Source organism: Ancylobacter tetraedralis (genome assembly GCF_014195655.1).
Classification (GTDB): Bacteria; Pseudomonadota; Alphaproteobacteria; order Rhizobiales; family Xanthobacteraceae; genus Ancylobacter; species Ancylobacter tetraedralis.
In genome coordinates this window covers 393,140-413,211 of record NZ_JACICD010000005.1, presented here as the reverse complement: position 1 = coordinate 413,211, position 20,072 = coordinate 393,140, and the positions used below count along the sequence as shown (strand labels likewise).

The 20,072-nt window shown below is 68.9% G+C and carries 17 protein-coding genes and 1 other RNA gene; 13 read left to right on the top strand and 5 right to left on the bottom strand.

The window, feature by feature from the left end; translation table 11 throughout:
• Window positions 1-84, top strand: an 84-nt coding sequence (locus FHS55_RS15460; protein WP_183190686.1) for an NAD(P)(+) transhydrogenase (Re/Si-specific) subunit beta, incomplete at its 5' end; no start/stop codon positions are given.
• 110 nt (window positions 85-194) lie between these two features.
• On the top strand, window positions 195-1,622 hold the full coding sequence (locus FHS55_RS15455; RefSeq protein WP_183190651.1) for an extensin family protein: 1,428 nt from the start codon (window positions 195-197) through the stop codon (window positions 1,620-1,622).
• Window positions 1,623-1,730: 108 nt separating this feature from the next.
• Here the strand turns inward: FHS55_RS15455 and dapB are convergent, their stop codons facing one another.
• From dapB to FHS55_RS15435, 4 genes are all read right to left on the bottom strand, one after another.
• Window positions 1,731-2,540, bottom strand: a complete 810-nt coding sequence (dapB, locus tag FHS55_RS15450; RefSeq protein ID WP_183190650.1) for a 4-hydroxy-tetrahydrodipicolinate reductase — start codon at window positions 2,538-2,540, stop codon at window positions 1,731-1,733.
• 106 nt (window positions 2,541-2,646) lie between these two features.
• Window positions 2,647-3,027: RNase P RNA component class A (rnpB, locus tag FHS55_RS15445), an RNA gene on the bottom strand.
• A gap of 150 nt (window positions 3,028-3,177) precedes the next feature.
• Entirely contained in the window at window positions 3,178-3,531 is a 354-nt protein-coding gene (locus FHS55_RS15440) for a lytic transglycosylase domain-containing protein (protein ID WP_343056170.1), read from the bottom strand.
• A gap of 386 nt (window positions 3,532-3,917) precedes the next feature.
• Window positions 3,918-4,706 (bottom strand): N-acetylmuramoyl-L-alanine amidase, encoded by a 789-nt coding sequence (locus tag FHS55_RS15435; protein ID WP_183190649.1) that lies wholly within the window; start codon window positions 4,704-4,706, stop codon window positions 3,918-3,920.
• A 292-nt stretch (window positions 4,707-4,998) separates the two neighbouring features.
• On the opposite strand from FHS55_RS15435, the gene FHS55_RS15430 reads away from it, so the two are divergent.
• The 7 genes from FHS55_RS15430 (at window position 4,999) to mraY (ending at window position 13,249) form a co-directional block, all read left to right on the top strand.
• On the top strand, window positions 4,999-5,478 hold the full coding sequence (locus tag FHS55_RS15430) for a division/cell wall cluster transcriptional repressor MraZ (protein WP_183190648.1): 480 nt from the start codon (window positions 4,999-5,001) through the stop codon (window positions 5,476-5,478).
• Window positions 5,475-6,512, top strand: a complete 1,038-nt coding sequence (gene rsmH, locus FHS55_RS15425) for a 16S rRNA (cytosine(1402)-N(4))-methyltransferase RsmH (protein ID WP_183190647.1) — start codon at window positions 5,475-5,477, stop codon at window positions 6,510-6,512. The genes FHS55_RS15430 and rsmH overlap by 4 nt, the downstream gene beginning before the upstream one ends.
• Window positions 6,513-6,521: 9 nt before the next feature.
• Window positions 6,522-7,127: a cell division protein FtsL gene (ftsL, locus tag FHS55_RS15420; protein ID WP_183190646.1), complete on the top strand. Its 606-nt coding sequence runs from the start codon at window positions 6,522-6,524 to the stop codon at window positions 7,125-7,127.
• Window positions 7,128-7,144: 17 nt separating this feature from the next.
• Window positions 7,145-8,953: a peptidoglycan D,D-transpeptidase FtsI family protein gene (locus tag FHS55_RS15415; RefSeq protein WP_183190645.1), complete on the top strand. Its 1,809-nt coding sequence runs from the start codon at window positions 7,145-7,147 to the stop codon at window positions 8,951-8,953.
• Between the two features lie 130 nt (window positions 8,954-9,083).
• Window positions 9,084-10,601: a UDP-N-acetylmuramoyl-L-alanyl-D-glutamate--2,6-diaminopimelate ligase gene (locus tag FHS55_RS15410; RefSeq protein ID WP_183190684.1), complete on the top strand. Its 1,518-nt coding sequence runs from the start codon at window positions 9,084-9,086 to the stop codon at window positions 10,599-10,601.
• Window positions 10,598-12,052 (top strand): UDP-N-acetylmuramoylalanyl-D-glutamyl-2,6-diaminopimelate--D-alanyl-D-alanine ligase, encoded by a 1,455-nt coding sequence (locus FHS55_RS15405; RefSeq protein ID WP_183190644.1) that lies wholly within the window; start codon window positions 10,598-10,600, stop codon window positions 12,050-12,052. The genes FHS55_RS15410 and FHS55_RS15405 overlap by 4 nt, the downstream gene beginning before the upstream one ends.
• A 111-nt stretch (window positions 12,053-12,163) precedes the next feature.
• A complete protein-coding gene (gene mraY, locus FHS55_RS15400) occupies window positions 12,164-13,249 on the top strand; it encodes a phospho-N-acetylmuramoyl-pentapeptide-transferase (protein ID WP_183190643.1) in 1,086 nt (361 codons plus the stop codon).
• A 114-nt stretch (window positions 13,250-13,363) separates the two neighbouring features.
• On the opposite strand, the gene FHS55_RS15395 is transcribed toward mraY, so the two are convergent.
• Entirely contained in the window at window positions 13,364-14,260 is an 897-nt protein-coding gene (locus FHS55_RS15395; protein ID WP_183190642.1) for an MBL fold metallo-hydrolase, read from the bottom strand.
• 138 nt (window positions 14,261-14,398) lie between these two features.
• Between FHS55_RS15395 and murD the strand changes: the two genes are divergently transcribed.
• The 4 genes from murD (at window position 14,399) to murG (ending at window position 20,036) form a co-directional block, all read left to right on the top strand.
• Window positions 14,399-15,784 carry a UDP-N-acetylmuramoyl-L-alanine--D-glutamate ligase gene (gene murD, locus FHS55_RS15390; RefSeq protein ID WP_183190641.1) on the top strand — a complete coding sequence of 462 codons (1,386 nt, stop codon included), beginning with the start codon at window positions 14,399-14,401 and terminating at the stop codon, window positions 15,782-15,784.
• Between the two features lie 182 nt (window positions 15,785-15,966).
• Window positions 15,967-17,481 carry an amino acid permease gene (locus tag FHS55_RS15385; RefSeq protein WP_183190640.1) on the top strand — a complete coding sequence of 505 codons (1,515 nt, stop codon included), beginning with the start codon at window positions 15,967-15,969 and terminating at the stop codon, window positions 17,479-17,481.
• Window positions 17,482-17,709: 228 nt separating this feature from the next.
• Window positions 17,710-18,882, top strand: coding sequence for a putative lipid II flippase FtsW (gene ftsW, locus FHS55_RS15380; protein WP_183190639.1), 1,173 nt, complete (start codon window positions 17,710-17,712; stop codon window positions 18,880-18,882).
• A gap of 8 nt (window positions 18,883-18,890) precedes the next feature.
• Complete coding sequence (murG, locus tag FHS55_RS15375; RefSeq protein ID WP_183190638.1) at window positions 18,891-20,036, top strand: undecaprenyldiphospho-muramoylpentapeptide beta-N-acetylglucosaminyltransferase; 1,146 nt, start codon at window positions 18,891-18,893, stop codon at window positions 20,034-20,036.
• Window positions 20,037-20,072 lie beyond the last annotated feature (36 nt).

Genomic DNA, 20,072 nt, shown 5'->3' with positions numbered 1-20,072 from the left:
CTCTTCTTCCGCGACAACACCATGATGCTCTTCGCCGACGCCAAGAAAATGGTCGAGGACATCGTCAAAAACCTCGGGCATTGAAATCGGCGGGGGGATTGCCGTGAACGGCCGGAGGGCTCCTTCGGCCGTTTTATTTTATGCGGCGGTTTCGCTTAACCCGCTGTCAACCACCTTCGCCTTAGCTTGCCGCCATGACGCGCGGCGTATCCTGGTTTTTCGTAGCCCCGCTCGTCCTTTTGGGGCTCTCCGGCTGCAAGTTCGGGCTGCAACAGCGCGAACCCTGGCGCACGGAAGCTGAAGAACGGTGCCTGGCGGAGGGACTGGTCAAGCCCTCCGCCTACACCATCCCCGAGCGCGAGATCGACGGTGCCGGCAGTTGCGGAATGGACCATCCGTTCCGCGTGCTGGCCTTCGAGCAGGGCACGATCGAGGTGGCGCCAAAGGCGACGCTCGCCTGCCCGATGATCGCCTCGGTCGACCGCTGGATGGTCGAGGACATCCAGCCCGCCGCCATGGCCTGGTTCGGCCAGCCGGTGGCGAAAGTGAAGCAGATGTCCTCCTATTCCTGCCGCAACATGAATGGCGGGCCCCAGGGCAAGATTTCCGAACATGCTTTCGGCAATGCGCTCGACATTGGCGGCTTCGTGCTGGCCGATGGGCGCGAGGTGTTGGTGAAGACCGGGTGGAAGGGCCGCCCGGATGAGCAGGGCTTCCTGCGCACCGTGCAGGCGAGCGGCTGCACGCGCTTCACCACGACGCTGGGGCCGGGCTACAACATCTATCATTACGACCATATCCACGTGGATCTGATGCGCCGTTCCGGCCGCATCTCGTGCAATCCCAACGTGACGCCGCCCGCCCCGCCGAACCTGCCGGTGTTCAAGGCGCCGCCCTATATGGGTGCGCCGCTGCGCAGCGCGCCGATGGCCGGCGCCTATGGCGTGCCGCCGGGCGCGGAAGGCGAACCGGAGCGGCAGGCGGATGAAGGTTATGCTCCGGAAGCCACCCGCGCCCTGCCGGCGTCGGCCGCGCCGGTGCCGGTCCGCGCCGCGTCAACTCCGGTGCGCGCGGCCATGCCAGCCTATCCCACACCCACCTATCCCACATCCGCCTATCCGGCCTCCGGCTCTCCAGCGCAGGCCGGCGCGGTGGGCGAGCCGATGCCGCTGACCCCCTATCCCGCGGCATCGACAGTGCCGGCCTATGGACATGGCGTCGATCCGAACTACCGCGCGGCGGTGCCGGCCTATCCCGCGCCATCGGGCCCGCCGCAAGGTTATCCCGCCGGCGGCTATCCCACGGGTGGGTATCCGGCGCAGGGCTATCCCGCGCAGGGCTATCCGGCACCGAATCCGGCTCCGAACTACCCGGCGCAGCCGGCGGCGGCGCCGTCCTACCCCGCGCCGGTCTATTCCCCGCCGCCGGCTCCCGCTTCGGCACCGGCGACGCGGGCGCGTCCGCCGGGCGTGCCGCTGCCGCCGGCCGGCATTCCGCTGGCCAAATGGCTGGGGCTCGACCCGACGCCGACCGGCTCGACCGGCAATGTGCGGGCCTTCACGGGCGAGCGGCAATTCGCCAGCCCCATTCCCGCGCCGCAGGCCAGGGATGGCGAGGACTGAGCGCGAGCCTGGCCACGGCACGCTAAGTCCGCCCAGAAGGCTCTGGGCATCTCTCCCGCCGCGCGGGCCCGTGCGACCGGCATGTCCGTCGCGCGAAGGCGCTCTCGCTCAGTCCAGCAGCGTATCCAGCCCGCGCCGCAAGCCGATCCATCCGCTCACCTTGCGCGTCGCCAGCAGCGTGCCGGCGACATAGGGCGCGGCCGAGGCGCCGGCATCGTGGCGGATGGTGAGCCGCTCGTCCGGCGCGCCGAACACGCTTTCCACCGCCAGCACGAAGGAGGGCAAACGCACCGCGTGCACGCGCACCTCGCGTTCGCCCTCGCCAAGCGTGCCGCCGCGTGTTTGCGGCACGCCGACCACCTCGCCAAGGGGGAGGCTTGTGGCAGGCTGGCGGATGCCGGCGAGCGCCTCGGCGATCTCACGCCCGGTGCCGGAGGGCGCGTCCGGCTTGGTCGCCGACGCGTAGTCGAGGATCTCGACATCGGCGACATATTTCGCCGCTTCCAGCGTGAAGCGCTTCAGCAGGGTCGCGGTGATGGAGAAATTGCCGGCGGCGAGCACGCCCTTGCCGGCCTCGCGTGCCAGCTCGTCGAGTTCGGCATAATCGTCCGCGCCGAGGCCGGACGTGCCGATGACCACGTGGAGCCCCGCCCGGAGCGCGGCGATGGCGTTGGCCTTCACCACGCCGGGCTTCGTGTAGTCGATCAGCACATCCGCCGGTGCCCCCAGCGCCTCCTCAACGCGGGCGAAGACCGGCACGCCGGAGGGGCGGCCGCCCAGCGCCACGCCGAGATCGGTTCCCGCGTGATTGCGAGAGATGCCGGCGACGAGTTCGAGGTCGCCCGCCTGGGTGATCGCGGGAACCAGCGCGCGGCCGACCCAGCCGGTGGCGCCGGCGAGGATGATGCGGATGGGCATGATGGGCTCCTGTCCCGGGGCGTGGAGCGCCAGCCATGGCACGCGCCAAGATGCGGCGGCAACCGCCTCCGCCCTCGGCACTCGGCGCGCCGGGGGCCGAGGGAAGGGTGCCAGCCGGCCTGTAAGCCGGGTTTTGTATGGCGGGATTTCTCCCACGTGACGGCCATTCCTCTGGGACGCCGGTTGCCCGGCGCCTCGAGCAGTCAACCCGGGCGGCTGTCCAAAGACAGGACCTGAAGCACGAAGCTTCGCGCCACCCCTATACGACTTTGCTCCCGGTGGGGTTTGCCCTGCCGCCTCCGTTGCCGGACGCGCGGTGCGCTCTTACCGCACCGTTTCACCCTTGCCGCGGGCGAACCCGTGGCGGTCTGATTTCTGTGGCACTTTCCCTGGGGTCGCCCCCGCCGGACGTTATCCGGCACCGTGTCTCTGTGGAGCCCGGACTTTCCTCGGCATCTTGCGATGACGCGGCCGTCCGGCCGGCTGGCGTGGGGAGCAATGGGCGAGGCGGGGCCCCGCGTCAAGCCCGGATGCTGCCGGTGACGACGGAGCGGGGGCGACGCGACGTTGGGATCGCGCGCGAGGGCGGGGGCGTATGCGAAACCTGGGCGCCCCCGTCCTCGCGCGCGAAGCTCGTTCAGTTGGAGGCCATGATGACGCGCGCCTTGCTGCAATAGGCGCGGGCGGCGGAGGACATGCGGGTGGCGCCGTGGCCGCCCTGGTAGCGCATGACGGTGCCGCAGGTGTCGCCGCCGGCCAGACGATAGGCCCCGGCGAGATAGCGCATGCCGTAGCGGATATTGGTGGCAGGCTCGTAAAGCGCGGCGCGCGAGCCGTCATAGCCGACGCCGCGGGCGGTCTGCGGCTTGATCTGCATGAGCCCGACCTCGCCGGCGCGGCCGGTCATGCGGGTGTTCCAGTTGCTCTCGATGCGCACCACCGCGCGGGCCAGCGCGATCGGCACGCCATTGGCGCGTGCCTCGCGATCCACAAGTGTACCGAGATTGCCTGAGTTGCTGAGTTGATCATCGGCGGGGCTGGCGTCGACTTGCGCTGTCCGCGCGATATTCGGCTTCGCGCTGGCGATATTGATGCCGGAAATCGCAGTGATCGAGAATACGAGTGAAGCACAGAGTACGCGGAAATGAACCATTACAGACGAGAGCCTTTTCGGGCTGATTGCGATGGCGCGAAAAGCGCTACCAAATCTGTTCCGAATGAGGCTCGATTTGTGCGGTTGCGTGGTAATACGCATCCTGCGCATGATTGTCGCGCGGCCGATGCGCAACAGTGTGGCGCAACCGCAACGTTTATCCCTCGGGCGGTGTCTCCGTGCGCAGGTTGTATCCGGGGCCCTGAACGGAAGGGCGGCCGGCGTCAGTCCTCGGTCGCCGGGCGGGCGGCGGACAGGCGATACAGCGTCTGAAGGGTCGAGACATCGGCGATGCCGTCGACACGCGCGCGGCGGAAATGGCGCTGGAAGGCGCGCACCACGGCTTCCGTCTGCGCGCAATAGGTGCCCGAGACCGGCACGTCGTAGCCATAGAGCGCCAGCATGGCCTGCAGCGCCTCGATCGGCTGGCCGTGCTCGCCGCGCATGAAGAAGCGCCCGTCGCTGGGCGGCGTCTCCTCGACGAGATGGCCGACGCCGAAACGGTGCAGCGCCTCCCAGGGAAATTTCTCGCCCGGATCGGCCTTGCGCGTGGGCGCGACATCGGAATGGGCGAGCACGCGGTCGGGCGGAATGGGATGGCGGGAGAGAATGTCCTTGGCCAGCGCCGTTACCGCCTCGATCTGGATGGCGGGGAAGGGCGGATAGCCGAAATCATGGCCGGGATTGGCGATCTCGATGCCGATCGAGCGCGAATTGATATCGCGCGCGCCCGCCCAGAAGGAGGCGCCGGCGTGCCAGGCGCGGCGCGCTTCCGGCACCAGCTGGGCGATCCGCCCGTCCTCGAACACGACATAGTGAGCCGAGACCTGCCGCTCCGGCGCGCGCAGCCATTCCACCGCTTGTTCAGTCGATTCCATGCCGGTGTAGTGCAGCAGCAGAATGTCCGGCGCGCCAACGCCCACGCGCTCGCCATGGTTCGGCGAGGGCAGCACCTGCGCGACGAGAGCCGAATCGGCGGGGAAGAGCGGAGCGGGGGCGAAAGCGTCGGTCATGAAGGCCAGCTAACCGCCGTCCGCATCCGATTCAACTGATTCTTAAGGTTCATGACGCGTTAATCGGCACTCGCCCGCCGTGGCGGAATCAGTGCGCCGAGCCTCGCCTCGGCCTGTGGGTCCGTCCGGCCTTTTCATTGACGCCCATAAATACCCATGGTATCCCACATCATCCCGTTGCAGTTCCAAGTCAGCAAGGTCGGCGGTGCCTCCACGGCACCGAACGCGGCGCTGCGTGCGTCTGCCGGGATGCGTGTCGTCTTGCGTGGAATGTCGGGGGCTTATCGGGCGGATGGAGCGATTCGTATCGACCTATGCGATGCGGCTCGATTCCAAGGGACGCATGTCGATACCCGCGCCGTTCCGGGCGCTGATCGCGCGCGACGGGCTGGAGCATGTCTATTGCCATCCCGCGCTCGACCTGCCGGTGCTTCAGGCGGGTGGCGCGCGGCTGATGGCGGGGATCGACAGTCTGATCGAGCGCTATCCGCCCTATTCGGAGGCCCGCGAGGAGCTGGCCGCGGCGCTCTATGGATCGATCGAGACGCTGCGTCTCGATCCGGAGGGCCGGGTGATGCTGAGCGAGGGGCTGAAGACGCACGCGCAGATCAGGGACGAGGCGACGCTGGTCGGCGTCGGCGATTCCTTTCGGATCTGGGAGCCGAACCGCTTCCGGGCGCATCTCGCAGAGGCCAGGGCGAAGGTGCGTGCCTTGAAGCAGGAAATCGGTTCTCAGGGGGCGACGCGGGATTCCCGCGGCGATGGGGCATGATGGCGGGTCGCGGCGGTTCGGAGACGGACGTTGCCGGCGGACCGGCCCGCCATCTGCCTGTTCTCATCGATGAGGTGATCGCCCATCTCGCCCCGCGCGACGGCGGCGTCTATGTCGACGGCACCTTCGGGGCCGGCGGCTATACGCGGGCCATCCTCGCGGCGGCCGATACGCGCGTCATCGCCATCGACCGCGATCCCAACGCCATTGCCGACGGGCAGGCCTTGGTGGCGGAAAGCGCCGGCCGGCTGAGCCTGGTGCATGAGCGCTTCAGCGCGCTCGACGCCGTGGTGGCCGGGCAGGGGCTAGAGCGTGTCGACGGCGTCGTGCTGGATATCGGCGTCTCCTCCATGCAGATCGATGAAGGCGAGCGCGGCTTCTCCTTCCGCCGCGACGGGCCGCTCGACATGCGCATGTCGAGCGAGGGGCCCTCGGCGGCCGATCTCGTGGCCAAGCTCTCGGAAACCGACCTTGCCAACCTCCTCTACCGCTTCGGCGAGGAGCGGCGGTCTCGCGCCGTGGCGCGCGCGATCGTCGAGGCGCGGGCGAGCGCCCCGATCGAGCGCACGCTGCAACTCGCCGACATCGTCGCCAAGGTGATCTGGGCCAAGCCGCACGAACCGCATCCCTCGACGCGCACCTTTCAGGCGCTGCGGATCGCGGTCAATGACGAACTGGGTGAACTCGCCCGCGCGCTGGAAGCCTCCGAGCGCGTGCTGAAACCGGGCGGGCGGCTGGTCGTCGTCACCTTCCATTCGCTGGAAGACCGCATCGTGAAGAACTTCATCGCCAACCGCGCCAAGGCGGCGGGCGGCTCGCGCCACCTGCCGAGTGTCGACGCGGTCCCGACCAGCTTCCGCCTCGTGGCGCGCGGCGCGGTCGAGGCGGGCGCGGCGGAGCTGGCGAGCAATCCCCGCGCACGCTCCGCCAAGCTGCGCGCCGCCGAGCGCACCGAGGCTCCTGCCCATGCGGGCGGCGATCTTTCGTCCTTCCTGCCGCCTCTTCCTTCCCTGGATGCCAGCCGCCGCCGCTGAGGTCGAGACATGTTTCGCGTACTCAATGCCGTCTCGGTCGTCGCGCTGCTGCTCGCGGCGGGCGTGGTCTACCAGGTGAAATATTCGGCGGCCTTCGAGGCGCAGAAGATCGCCAAGCTGCGCGACGAGATCCGCAGCGAAAAAGACCGTATCGCCCTGCTCAATGCCGAATGGGCGCGGCGCACGGCACCGGGCCGCATTCAGGAACTCGCCGAGAACCATCTCGACATGCAGCCGCTCGATATCAACCGCATGGACCAATTGGCCAGCCTGCCGGCCAAAGCGGATGCCAATGGCGATCCGCTGGCCGGCATGATCGAGGCGCTTGTCGATGGGCCAAGCAGCAACCCGGCCGAGCATCCGCCCGCGCCGACCGCGGCCAAGCCGGCGACGCCCAAACCCAATGCGAAGACCGTCGCCGCCGCCCGCCTGCCGGGTGATGGCCTGCCGCCCGATCCCGCCACAGCGGCCGAGACGCTGCCGCTCTCGGCCATTCCGGCGGCCGGCAATATGGCGCCGGCCCGTTCCCGCTTCACCGGACCGCAGGGCACGGTCGGCGACCTCGATCCGGTCGCCGCCGATCCCTACGCCCCGCGCCGCGGCGACGGCCGCTAGTCCCAGGAGGTTGTCCGATGGCTGCGTTCCTCTCCACACCCGGTTCCCGCCTGCGGTCGCTGTTCGGCGCCGTCGGGCGCGGGCTGGCGAGCCTGTCGCTTCGTCTCCTGCGGGCGCTCATTGCCGTGGTGAAAATGGCGGCGGGGCGCGGGCGGCCGGAACCGCATGCGGTGGCGCGCGCGCGCATCCTGCTGTGCATGATCGTCTTCTGCGGCGTCTATCTCGCCATTGCCGGCCGGCTAGCCCTCTACGCCTCGGCGCCGGAGGGGGCGCTCGCCCGGCGCAGCGTCGCCTCGGACGCCGTCGCCTCGGCGCGTCCCGATATTCTCGACCGTAACGGGCTCGTGCTGGCAACCGACGTGAAGTCGTCCTCGCTGTTCGGCGAGCCCAAGCGCATCATCGACGCGGACGAGGCGGTGGAAGCGCTGACCGCCGTCATGCCGGACCTCAATGTCGATGAATTGCGCCAGCGGCTCGGCAGCAATCGCGGCTTCGTCTGGCTGAAGCGCGAGATCACCCCGCAGCAGCAGCGCGAGATCTATAATCTCGGCCTGCCCGGCATCGGCTTCATGACCGAGAACCGCCGCGTCTATCCCGGCGGCACGCTGGGCGCGCATGTGCTCGGCTCGACCAATACCGACAATCAGGGCATTGCCGGCATCGAGAAGTGGATCGACACGCGCGGCCTCGCGGAACTGCACCTGGCGGGCTTCGCCACGGATCGCCAGCAGGAGCCGGTCGAACTCGCGATGGACCTGCGCGTGCAGCACGTGCTGCGCGACGAGCTGGCGACCGCGAAGGAGAAGTTCAAGGCGATCGCCGCCGCCGGCACCGTGGTGGACGTGCGCACCGGCGAGATCATCGCCATGGTCTCGCTGCCCGATTTCGACGCCAATGATCAGGCGAAGTCGCTGGACCCCAAGACCCTCAACCGCCTGACCACCGGCGTGTTCGAGATGGGGTCGACCTTCAAGGCGCTCACCTTCGCCATGGCGCTGGACAGCGGGCGCTTCAACATCAACTCCATGCTGGACGCGCGCGCGCCGCTGCAGTTCGGCAAGTTCCGCATTCACGACTATCACGCGGAAAACCGGGTGCTGACCGTGCCCGAGGTGTTCCTCTTCTCGTCCAATATCGGCACCGCCAAGATGGCGCTCACACTCGGCGTCGACGCGCACAAGGCCTTCCTCGCCAAGGCCGGCCAGCTCACCCGCCTGCGCACCGAACTGCCCGAGAGCGCCATGCCGCTGGTGCCCCGGAACTGGGGCGAGCTCAACACCGCCACCATCGCCTTCGGCCATGGACTGGCGGTGGCACCGCTGCAGGCGGTCATGGCGGTCAACGCGCTGATGAACGGGGGCTATCTCATTCCCCCCACCTTCCTCAAGCGTACGCCGGAGGAAGCGCGCGCGCTGGCCACCCGCATCATCAAGCCGGATACCAGCGCGAAGATGCGCTACCTGCTGCGGCTCAATGCCGAGAAGGGTTCGGCCTCCAAGATGAACGAGCAGGCGGCCGGCTATTATGCCGGGGGCAAGACCGGCACGGCCGAGAAGGTGGTGAACGGGCGCTATTCCAAGACCAAGCTGCTGACCACCTTCACCGGCGTGTTCCCGATGGACGACCCGCACTATCTCGTGCTGGTCATGCTCGACGAGCCACAGGCGGTGCCCGGCACCTACGGTTTCGCTACTGCGGGCTGGAACTCGGGTCCGGCCACGGGCAAGATCATTTCCCGCATCGCGCCGCTCCTTGGCATCATGCCGCGCAAGGGTCCTCCGGTGGAGAGCCTGCTCACCAACTACACGCTGGCGCAGGCGCCGTAAGCTCGGGGCGGCCGTTTTCCGATGCGGAAATCCCGTGGAATCGGCTATGCCGAAACAAGGACGGGCAGTGCGGACTCTGGCCGCGCGGGCCGCCCGCAAGGACATGCAGGACGATCCGAAGGTGCGCGTCATGTCTGAGCCGATCCATCCCACGGTCGATTGCGCGCGTTCGCTCACCTTGCGTGAGCTGGTCGGCGAGGATGCCGACTATGCCGCCGCCAACCCCTCGCTCGCGGTCGCGGAGCCGGTGCTCGACAGCCGCCGGGCGCGGGCGGGCGACGTGTTCTTCGCGCTGGCCGGCGCGCGGGCGGATGGCATGGCCTTCGCGCGCGACGCCATTGCCCGCGGCGCCGTCGCCGTGGTGGCCGAGGCGGAAATGCCGGAGGGCATCGAGCCCGGCATTTCCTATGTGCGGGTCGGCAATGCCCGCCGCGCCGTGGCGCTGGCCGCCGCGCAGGCCTTTCCCCGCCAGCCGCCGACCATCGCCGCCGTCACCGGCACATCGGGCAAGACCTCGGTGGCCGCGTTCACCCGGCAGATCTGGGCGGGCCTTGGCCATGCCAGCGCGAGCCTCGGCACGCTGGGCGTGGTGGCGCCGTCCGGCGCGGTCTATGGCGCGCTGACCACGCCCGATCCGATCGAACTGCACCGCACGCTCGATGCGCTGGCCCGCGAGGGCGTGACGCATCTGTGCCTGGAGGCCTCCTCGCACGGGCTGGACCAGCACCGGCTGGACGGCGTGCGCCTGCAGGCGGGGGCCTTCACCAATCTCTCGCGCGATCATCTCGATTATCATCCCTCGATGGAAGCCTATCTCGAGGCCAAGCTCCGGCTCTTCCGCGACCTCGTCCCGCGCGGTGGCGGGGCGGCGGTGTGGGTGGACACTCCCGAGGGCGGCCGGGTGGCGCAGGTGGCGGCCGATCATGAGTTGCACCTGATGGGCATCGGCGCCGCCGGGGCCGGAATTTCTCTCCTGAGTCGGGTGAATGAGGGCCTCGGCCAGCTCCTCGAGGTGGAGGTGGAGGGCGCGCGCCATGGGCTCAAGCTGCCGCTGGTCGGCGCCTTCCAGGCCTCCAACGCGCTGATCGCCGCCGGCCTCGCCATGCTGACGGGCGCCGGCGTCCGCGACACTCTGGCCGCGCTGGAAACGCTGGAGGGCGTGCCGGGCCGGCTGGAGCTGGTCGGCACCAAGGGCTCCGGCGCAGCGGATGGAGCCGGTGTGTTCGTGGACTATGCGCACAAGCCCGACGCCCTCGCCAATGCGCTGGACGCGCTGCGGCCCTATGCGCGCGGCCGGCTGATCGTGGTGTTCGGCTGCGGCGGCGATCGCGACCGGGGCAAGCGCCCGATCATGGGCGCCATTGCCACGGAGAGGGCGGATGTCGCGATCGTCACCGACGACAATCCGCGCGGCGAGGATCCCGCCTCGATCCGCGCGGCGATCCTGGCCAGCGCGCCGGGCGCCATCGAGATCGGCGACCGGGCCGAGGCGATCCAGGCCGCTATCGCCATGGCGAAGGCGGGGGATGTCGTGCTGATCGCCGGCAAGGGTCACGAAACCGGCCAAATCATCGGCGACCGGACGCTGCCCTTCTCCGATCGCGATGCGGCGATCGAGACGCTGGCGGCCGCGAACGTGAAAGGATGACCGCGATGGGCATCAATACCGAGTTGCTCTGGACGCCGGGGGCCCTGGCCGCGGCCACCGGCGGCACCCTGCTCGGCACGACGGCGCCGGCCGTGACCGGCGTGTCGATCGACACCCGCACGCTGGCGCCGGGCGAGGCCTTCTTCGCCATTCGCGGCGAGAACAGCGACGGCCATGCCTATGTCGGCCGAGCGAGCGAACGCGGAGCCGCGCTGAGCGTGGTGGAGCGCGGCCGGGTGAGCGCGATGCCGGCCGGCGCGCCGCTCCTCGCCGTCGACCATGTGCTCGGGGCGCTGGAAGCGGTGGGCCGCGCGGCGCGAGCGCGCACGCCGGCGAAGATCATCGGCGTCACCGGCTCGGTCGGCAAGACCACGACCAAGGAGGCGCTGGCGCTTGGGTTGCGGGCCGACGGGCCGACGCATGCCTCGGCGGCCTCCTACAACAATCACTGGGGCGTGCCGCTCTCTCTGGCGCGGATGCCGGCCGGCAGCGCCTATGGCGTGTTCGAGCTGGGCATGAACCATGCGGGCGAGATCACCCCGCTGGTGGACATGGTGCGCCCGCATGTGGCGATCGTCACCACCGTGGAGCCGGTGCACATCGCCCAGTTCGCCAGCGTCGAGGCGATCGCCGACGCCAAGGCGGAGATCTTCAGCGGGCTGGTGCCGGGCGGGGCGGCGGTGATCAACCGCGACAATCCCCATTTCGAGCGGCTGGCCGGCGCGGCGCGGGCGGCGGGTGTCGCTACGATCATCGGCTTCGGCGAGGCATCGGGGTCCGATGCGCGCCTCGTCAGCGTCGCCCTGCAGGCGCAGAGTTCCACTGTCATCGCCGACATCATGGGCGAGACGGTGAGCTTCAAGGTGGGCCTGCCCGGCCGCCATATCGTGCAGAACATGCTGGCGGTGCTGGCCAGCGCCAAGCTGGTGGGGGCGGATCTGTGCCTGGCGGCGCTGGCGCTCGCCTCGATGGGTCCGCCGCCCGGGCGGGGCGTGCGCACGCCTCTCGCCGTCAAGGGCGGCATCGCCACGCTGATCGACGAGAGCTACAACGCCAACCCGGCCTCGATGCGCGCCGCGCTCGCCGTGCTCGGGGGAACGCCGCTGACCGGGCGCGGGCGCCGGCTCGCCGTGCTGGGGGACATGCTGGAACTGGGCCCGGAGGGCGCGGCGATGCACCGGGACCTCGCCGGGGCGGCCGCTGCCGCCGATCTCGTGTTCTGCGCGGGGCCGCTGATGCGCGCGCTGTGGGAGGCGCTGCCCGCCACGCGGCGCGGCGCCTGGGCGCCGGATGCGGCCGCTCTCCAGCCGCTGGTGGCCGAGCGCCTGCGCGGTGGCGACGTGATCATGGTCAAGGGGTCGAATGGCAGCCGCATGGGCATTCTGGCGCGTGCCCTGATCGAGCGTTTTCGTGCACCCGCCGAGGCACTTGGCGCGGATGCGTTCGAATGAGACCGGCGACCCGTTCGAGGGTTTTCCGGCCCGACCGGACGGTGTTCCTGCCCGCACCCGCGACAACGCGCGTGCGGGCCGCGTTTTTTATCGTTGCGGAAGGTTGATCCGATGTTGCAATGGCTTGCCGAATTCCAGGGGAGCGTGCCGGCGCTCAATGTTTTCCGCTACATCACGTTCCGCACCGGCGGCGCCATCATCACCGCGCTGCTGTTCGTCTTCATGTTCGGCCCGAGCATCATCGCCCTGTTGCGCCTGAAGCAGGGCAAGGGGCAGCCGATCCGCACCGACGGCCCGCAGTCGCACCTCATCACCAAGAAGGGCACGCCCACCATGGGCGGGCTGATGATCTTCTCGGGGCTGATGGTGGCGACGCTGCTTTGGGCCAATTTGTCCAATGTCTATGTCTGGGTGGTGCTGTTCGTCACCATCGGCTTCGGGTTGATCGGCTTTTATGACGATTATCTCAAGGTGACGAAGCAGACCCATGCCGGGCTTTCCGGCAAGACGCGGCTGGCCATCGAGGCACTGATCGGCGGCGTCGCGGCCGTCGTCATCATGCATATCGGGCGCGAGCCGCTGTCCTCCTCGCTGGCCTTTCCGCTGTTCAAGGATCTGTTGATCGATCTCGGCTGGTTCTTCATCGCCTTCGCCGCGCTGGTGATCGTGGCGGCCGGCAATGCGGTGAACCTGACCGATGGGCTCGACGGCCTCGCGATCGTGCCGGTCATGGTGGCGGCCGGCAGCTTCGGGCTGATCGCCTATCTCTCGGGCAACGTGCTGTTCGCCGATTATCTGCAGATCCACTATGTGGCGGGCGTGGGCGAACTGGCGGTGATCTGCGGTGCCATCATCGGGGCGGGTATCGGCTTCCTGTGGTTCAACGCACCGCCGGCGCAGATCTTCATGGGCGATACCGGCTCGCTGGCGCTGGGCGGCCTGCTCGGCACCATCGCGGTGGCGACCAAGCATGAAATCGTGCTGGCCATCATCGGCGGCCTGTTCGTGCTGGAGGCGGTGTCGGTGATCGTTCAGGTCATCTCGTTCAAGCTCACCGGCAAGCGCGTCTTCAAGATGGCGCCGATCCACCATCATTTCGAGCAGCTCGGCTGGACCGAGCCGCAGATCGTGATCCGCTTCTGGATCATCGCCGTCGTGCTGGCGCTGATCGGCCTGTCCACGCTGAAGCTGCGCTGAGCGCGGACGCCCTCTCGGCGCCGGCACGCCGAGCGGGGAAGCCCCGGCATGACACGAGCCCCGGTGTCCCGGAACTGGCGGTCCGCCGTTCCGGGATGATGCGGGGAAGGGGAATCAGGGCAGCGCCAGCACCTTCTTCACATTGTTGGCGTGCACCTCCTCATAGGGCGCGAAATAGGTGAGGGCGCCGGACGCGAAATCCGCGCTCGCGAAGGTCCTGAGGTCCTCGTCGGCCAGCGCCGGCTCGTCCTTCAGCCGCATCAGCTTCTCGACATAGCGGATCGTCGCATCGATCAGCCCGGGCCCGTAGCCTCCGGCGGCGATGACCTCCGCCGCGCCGTGATTGGGCAGGATGCGGGCATAGTTCCAGCCCTTCACGCGCTTCAATTCCTCGACATGGACGGCGAGCCGCTCCGGCTCGGCGACATAGGTGATCGGCTCTTCCAGCGTGTCGCCAGCCAGCAGGATGCCGAGGTCCGGCAGGGCGAGGATCAGCCCGTCATGGCTGTGGATCTCGGCCGGCTGCAAGTCCACCCGGAGGCCGCCGACCAAAAGCTCGGCCGGGCCGGTGATCGTGCGGCTGGGCAGCACCAGCGGGTAGATCGGCGGATCGCCGTTCTCCAGCGCGAGCCGGTGGATGGCGAGCGCCTGCCCGGTCAGGTCGAGGGCGAGGATCTCGCAATCGGCAAACACCTCGTTGCCCGCGACGTGGTCGTCATGCCAGTGGCTGAGCACCACGCGGATCGTCTTCACGCCCGCCTCTTCCAGCGTGCGGCGCACCAGCCGGGCATGGGGGATGGAGATGTGCGTGTCGTAGAGAATCGCCTCTTCCCCGGCGATCACCGCATAGACGCACACGCCCAGCGCATAGGCGCCGTCATCGAGCCAGTTCGGCGCCATGGAGTGGGCGCGCGCCCCGGGAATGCGGCCATCATAGAAGGCGAGGATATTGGGATGGGGCCGCAGCACCTGCAGGGTCGAGCCGAGCGGGAGCAGGGAAGGGGCATTCATGGGCACACTCATGGAAGGACGGGATGGGAAGCCACGGGGACGATGCGCGATCATTTCATCGGCCCGGGAAATGCGCTAGCCAAGGGCTCTCCCAGGGGATCCCCTCCGGCCGCCCCTTCTCGTCAGGTCCCGCGCATCATGATCCCCGTCAGCAGCTTTCACGACCGCAGCGTGGCTCTTTTCGGCCTCGGCGGCTCCGGCCTTGCCACCGCGCGCGCGCTGATCGCCGGCGGGGCGAAGGTGATGGCGTGGGATGATTCGCCCGCATCGATCGAGAAGGCTGCGGCCGAGGGCATTCCGACCGGCGATCTCCATGCGCTGGACTGGAGCGGTATCCGCGCGCTGGTGCTGGCGCCGGGCGTGCCGCTGACCCATCCCGAACCGCATTGGAGCGTCAGGCTGGCGCAGGATGCGGGTGTGGAGGTGATCGGCGATATCGAGCTGTTCTGCCGCGAACGGCGGCTCGCGACGCGCCGCCCCCCCTTCGCCGCGATCACCGGCACCAATGGCAAGTCGACCACGACGGCGCTGCTCGCCCATCTCCTGCGGGTCGGCGGGCGCGATGCGCAGATCGGCGGCAATTTCGGCCCCGCCATTCTCGGTCTGGAACCGCCGAAGTCCGGCCGCGTCTACGTGATCGAATGCTCCTCCTACCAGATCGACCTCGCGCCCAGCCTCGATCCGGCGGTCGGAATCCTGCTCAACCTCTCGCCCGATCATCTCGACCGCCATGGCTCGATGGAGCACTACGCGCAGGTGAAGGAGCGCCTCGTCGCCGGGGTGGAGGCGGGCGGCACCGCGGTGATCGGCGTCGACGACGCATGGTGCCGGGCGATTGCCGACCGGATCGAGGGGGCCGGCCGTCAGGTGGTGCGCCTCTCCGTGCTGGAAGATCTGGCGGATGGCATCTTTCTCGACGGCACGGATCTCGTCGTCGCGCAAGGCGGCGCGCGGGTGTTCACCCTGCCGCTGGCCGGGATCGGCTCGCTGCGCGGCGCGCATAATGCGCAGAACGCCGCCGCCGCCTTCGCGGCCGCGCGCGCGCTCGGCCTCGCGCCGGAGGTAATCGCCACCGGGATCCGCAGCTTCCCCGGTCTCGCCCATCGCATGGAGCAGGTGCGCACGATCGGCAACGTGCTGTTCGTCAACGATTCGAAGGCGACCAACGCGGATGCCGCCGAGCGGGCGCTGGTTTCCTTCGAGGATATCTTCTGGATCGCCGGCGGCAAGCCGAAGGCCGGCGGCATCGAGCCTCTCCGGCCGTATTTCCCGCGCGTGAAGAAGGCCTATCTCATCGGCGTGGCCGCTGAGGAATTCGCCGCCACGCTCGGCGCGGAGGTGCCCTTCGAGATGTGCGGCACGCTCGATGTGGCGGTGGCCAGCGCGGCGCGCGATGCGGCGGCCTCCGGCCTCACCCATCCCGTGGTGCTGCTCTCCCCCGCCTGCGCCAGCTTCGACCAGTTCCGCAATTTCGAACTGCGCGGCGACGCCTTCCGCATGCTGGTATCTTCCCTAACGTCATAGACGCGCTGCCGTGCATGAGCTTGCTGCGCTGCATCATTTCCGTTGACGATCCCGTGATGCACTGAAAACATGCACGCCTAACCGTGCGGCATATTCGTGCGGAAGCCATCAGCAAGGGCGGCGGCATCGGCCGGGGCGGGGGTAACGGTCGACGCAGGCCCCATTTTCAGGGGATCAGCGTCATGAGCATTCCATCGACCGACGGCGCGCCCTCCGCGGGCAGCGGCGGCGTGAGCTATACCACCGTCGATATCAGCTATTTCGAGACCCGTGGCCTCAAGCGCTATGCCGGCGTCGCCTCGCTCTGGGCGCTGGGCGTCGGCGCGGTCATTTCCGGCCATTTCTCCGGCTGGAATCTCGGCCTCGCCACGGGCGGCTGGGGCGGCATGTTCATCGCCGCCATCATCATCGCCATCATGTATCTCGGCCTCACGCTGTCCATCGCCGAGATGAGTTCGGCGCTGCCGCACACGGGCGCGGCCTATTCCTTCGCCCGCACCGCCATGGGGCCGTGGGGCGGCTTCATCACCGGCCTGTGCGAGAATGTCGAATATGTCGTGACGCCGGCCGTGGTGGTGTTCTTCATCGGCTCCTATCTCGGCTCGATCTTCGGCACGCCACCGGAGTTCCAGCCGGTCTACTGGGTGTTCGGCTATATCGTCTTCGTCGGGCTCAACGTGGTCGGCGTCGAACTGTCCTTCAAGGTGACGCTGATCGTCACGCTGGCGGCGCTGGCCTGTCTCGTCGCCTTCTGGGTGAGCGCGATCCCCAATGTCGATTTCAGCCGCTGGGCGCTGAACGTGGCCGCCGACGGCACCGAACTGCCGGAGGGCGGCGGGCCGTTCCTGCCCTTCGGCCTTTATGGCGTGCTGGCCTCGCTGCCCTTCGCGGTGTGGCTGTTCCTCGCCATCGAGCAATTGCCGCTGGCGGCGGAGGAATCGATCGATCCCAAGCGCGACCTGCCGCGCGGCATCATCCTGGGCATCTCGACGCTGATCGTTTCCGCCTTCATGATCCTGTGGCTCAATTCCTCGGTCGCCAATGGCACGTTCGCGCTCGGCAAGTCGGGCGAGCCGCTGCTCGACGGTTTCCGCGCCATCTATGGCGACGGCCTCGCCAAGGTGCTGGCGCTGGTGGCGGTGGTGGGCCTGATCGCCTCGTTCCACACCATCATCTATGCGCAGGGCCGGCAGATCTACTCGCTCTCGCGCGCCGGCTATTTCCCGCGCTGGATGTCGATCACCCACGGCACCCGCAAGACCCCGCACCTCGCCATGCTGGTCGGCGCGGTGGTGGCGTTGGTACTCATGCTGGTGATCTGGTTCAGCGTCGGGGCGGAGCAGGGCGCCTCGGTGATCGGCGGCACGCTGCTCAACATGGCGGTGTTCGGGGCCATGCTGTCCTATGTGATGCAGGCGCTGTCCTTCATCCTGCTGCGCAAGAACGCGCCGCATATCGAGCGGCCCTATCGCAGCCCGTTCGGCGTGATCGGCGCGGCGCTCACCGTCATCATCGCGGTCGTGACGCTGTTCTTCCAGCTCTCCGACCCGGTCTACCGCGCCGGCGTGATCGGCGTCGCCATCTGGTTCGCGCTCGGCATCGTCTATTTCGCGCTGATCGGGCGGCACAAGCTGGTGCTCTCGCCCGAGGAGGAGTTCGCGCTTTCCAAGGGCACGGCGGAATACAAGTCGCACTGACGACATGCGACATTCCTCGTCTTTCCTCTCCCCGTCGGGGAGAGGTGACCCGCCGAGCGGGTCGATGAGGGGTGACGCGATGGCGGAGCGGCGAAGACCCCTCAGCCCAGCCCTCTCCCCCGACGGGGAGAGGGAGCCGATGCGCCCCGGCGAGACACTCCCGCATTAAGCCGGCGTCAACCTTAACCGTCCGATACTCCGGCGAATGTCTTCCCGGAGTGGCGCTTCATGATTTCGCGTGCCGAACGGACCCTGGTGGGCGAATGGTGGTGGACCATCGATCGCCTGCTGCTCGGTGCCCTTGCCGCCCTGATGATCATCGGCATCGTGCTCGCGCTCGCCGCGAGCCCGCCGGTGGCGGCGCGGCTCGGCATTGCCGATCCGTTTCATTTCGTGAACCGGCAGGTGATGTTCCTGGTGCCGGCGGTGCTGGTTCTGATCGCCACCTCGCTGCTCTCGCCGCGCAATATCCGCCGGCTTGCGCTGGTTCTGTTCATCGTCTTCCTCGGCCTCGTCTTCGCGACGCTGGTGGCGGGTGCGGAGGTGAAGGGCGCGCGGCGCTGGCTCACGGTGGCCGGCATCACGGTGCAGCCCTCCGAATTCCTCAAGCCAAGCTTCGTGATCATCGCGGCGTGGCTGTTTTCCGAAAGCGTGCGCCGGCCGGAAATGCCCGGCCAGTTCCTCGCCATCGGCCTGCTCGGGCTGGTGGTGACGCCGCTGGTCATGCAGCCGGATTTCGGCCAGACCATGCTGGTCTCGCTGGTGTGGGGCAGCCTGTTCTTCCTGGCGGGGCTCCGGATGATCTGGGTGTTCGGCCTCGGCGGCCTCGGCGCGGGCGGCCTGTTCATCGCGTACATGCTGGTGCCGCACGTCACCAAGCGCATCGACCGCTTCCTCGATCCCGATTCGGGCGACACCTACCAGATCGACCTCGCGATCGATTCCTTCCTCAATGGCGGCTGGTTCGGCCAGGGGCCGGGCGAGGGCACCTACAAGCGGGTGCTGCCGGACGGACATACCGACTTCATCTTCGCGGTGGCGGGCGAGGAATTCGGCGCGGTGCTGTGCATGATGATCGCGGCGCTGTTCGCCTTCATCGTGCTGCGCTGCCTCAACCGCGCGATGAATGACGAAGAGCCCTTCGTGCGCTTCGCCGTCGCCGGCCTCACCATCCTGTTCGGGCTGCAGTCCTGCATCAACATGATGGTGAACCTGCACATGATGCCGGCCAAGGGCATGACGCTGCCCTTCGTCTCCTATGGCGGTTCCTCGCTGCTCTCGCTCGCCTACGGCATGGGCATGCTGCTGGCGTTGACCCGGCGGCGCCCGCGCACCGCGACGCTGGCCGAGCTGGAGCGGCTGGGCACCCGGCTCGGCGCGCCCGCGCCGCGTCCGAGCTGAGGCGCGCCATGGCTGGTGAGAACCGCGCGGCGCGCGATACGCCTCTGGTCCTGCTCGCCGCCGGGGGGACCGGCGGCCACCTGTTTCCCGCCGAGGCGCTGGCCGATGTGCTCAGCCGGCACGGCATCGCTGTGGACCTCGCCACCGACCGCCGGGCGGCGCGCTATGCCGGCCACTTCCCCGCCCGCAAGCTGCACGTGCTGCCGGCCGATACGGTGCGCGGGCGCTCGCCGCTCGCTCTGGCGAGGACCGCGCTCGCGCTCGGCTCCGGCCTGTGGCAGGGCTACCGGCTGATGCGGCGCCTGCGGCCGGCCATCGTGGTCGGCTTCGGCGGCTACCCGACCGTGCCGCCGATCCTTGCCGCGCGCCTCGCCGGCGTGCCCACCCTGATTCACGAATCGAACGCCGTCATGGGCCGCGCCAATGCGATGCTCGGCGCCCGCGTCACCGCCATCGCCACCGGCTATCCCGACATCTTCCGCAATGCCCCCGCGCTCGCCGCCAAGGCGCACCATACCGGCAACCCGGTCCGCCCGGCGGTGATCGCCGCCGTGAGCCCCTATGTGCCACCGGAACCGGGCGGGCGGTTCAACCTGCTGGTGTTCGGCGGCAGCCAGGGCGCGCGGGTGATGAGCGAGGTCGTCCCGCCGGGGATCGCGCATCTGGTCGAGACGCTGGACCTCTCGCTGAGGGCGCGGCTGTCCATCGTCCAGCAGGCTCGGCCGGAGGATATCGAGGCGGCGCGCGCCACCTATGCGCGGCTCGGCGTGGCGGCCGAACTCGCGCCCTTCTTCAACGATCTGCCCGCGCGCATGGCGAAGGCGCATCTCGTCATCGCCCGCTCGGGCGCCTCCACCGTGGCCGAGCTGAGCGTGATCGGCCGGCCCTCGCTGCTGGTGCCGCTGCCCGGCGCCATCGACCAGGACCAGCTGGCCAACGCCACCGCGCTCGCCACCGGCGGGGGCGCCGTGCTGCTGCCGCAGAGCCATTTCACCCCGGAAAGCCTCGCCGGCATCCTCGCCCGCCACGCCGCCGCGCCCGAGGGGCTGGCGACCATGGCGGCGGCGGCGCAGCGCATGGGCCGGGCGGATGCCGCCGAGCGGCTGGCCGCGCTGGTCCTGGAGATCGCCAGAATCCCGCGTTCCACGAGCTAGCGTACGAATAGAAATGGGTAGACCGGGGCCGATAGT

Excerpts from the sequence above, each read along its gene's own strand:
- FHS55_RS15415 (WP_183190645.1), top strand. The coding sequence starts at position 7,145 with ATGGCTGCGTTCCTCTCCACACCCGGTTCCCGCCTGCGGTCGCTGTTC.
- mraY (WP_183190643.1), top strand. The coding sequence starts at position 12,164 with ATGTTGCAATGGCTTGCCGAATTCCAGGGGAGCGTGCCGGCGCTCAAT.
- FHS55_RS15455 (WP_183190651.1), top strand. The coding sequence starts at position 195 with ATGACGCGCGGCGTATCCTGGTTTTTCGTAGCCCCGCTCGTCCTTTTG.
- FHS55_RS15435 (WP_183190649.1), bottom strand. The coding sequence starts at position 4,706 with ATGACCGACGCTTTCGCCCCCGCTCCGCTCTTCCCCGCCGATTCGGCT.
- FHS55_RS15395 (WP_183190642.1), bottom strand. The coding sequence starts at position 14,260 with ATGAATGCCCCTTCCCTGCTCCCGCTCGGCTCGACCCTGCAGGTGCTG.
- rsmH (WP_183190647.1), top strand. The coding sequence starts at position 5,475 with ATGATGGCGGGTCGCGGCGGTTCGGAGACGGACGTTGCCGGCGGACCG.
- murD (WP_183190641.1), top strand. The coding sequence starts at position 14,399 with ATGATCCCCGTCAGCAGCTTTCACGACCGCAGCGTGGCTCTTTTCGGC.
- FHS55_RS15430 (WP_183190648.1), top strand. The coding sequence starts at position 4,999 with ATGGAGCGATTCGTATCGACCTATGCGATGCGGCTCGATTCCAAGGGA.
- FHS55_RS15385 (WP_183190640.1), top strand. The coding sequence starts at position 15,967 with ATGAGCATTCCATCGACCGACGGCGCGCCCTCCGCGGGCAGCGGCGGC.
- ftsW (WP_183190639.1), top strand. The coding sequence starts at position 17,710 with ATGATTTCGCGTGCCGAACGGACCCTGGTGGGCGAATGGTGGTGGACC.
- FHS55_RS15410 (WP_183190684.1), top strand. The coding sequence starts at position 9,084 with ATGTCTGAGCCGATCCATCCCACGGTCGATTGCGCGCGTTCGCTCACC.
- murG (WP_183190638.1), top strand. The coding sequence starts at position 18,891 with ATGGCTGGTGAGAACCGCGCGGCGCGCGATACGCCTCTGGTCCTGCTC.
- ftsL (WP_183190646.1), top strand. The coding sequence starts at position 6,522 with ATGTTTCGCGTACTCAATGCCGTCTCGGTCGTCGCGCTGCTGCTCGCG.
- FHS55_RS15405 (WP_183190644.1), top strand. The coding sequence starts at position 10,598 with ATGACCGCGATGGGCATCAATACCGAGTTGCTCTGGACGCCGGGGGCC.
- dapB (WP_183190650.1), bottom strand. The coding sequence starts at position 2,540 with ATGCCCATCCGCATCATCCTCGCCGGCGCCACCGGCTGGGTCGGCCGC.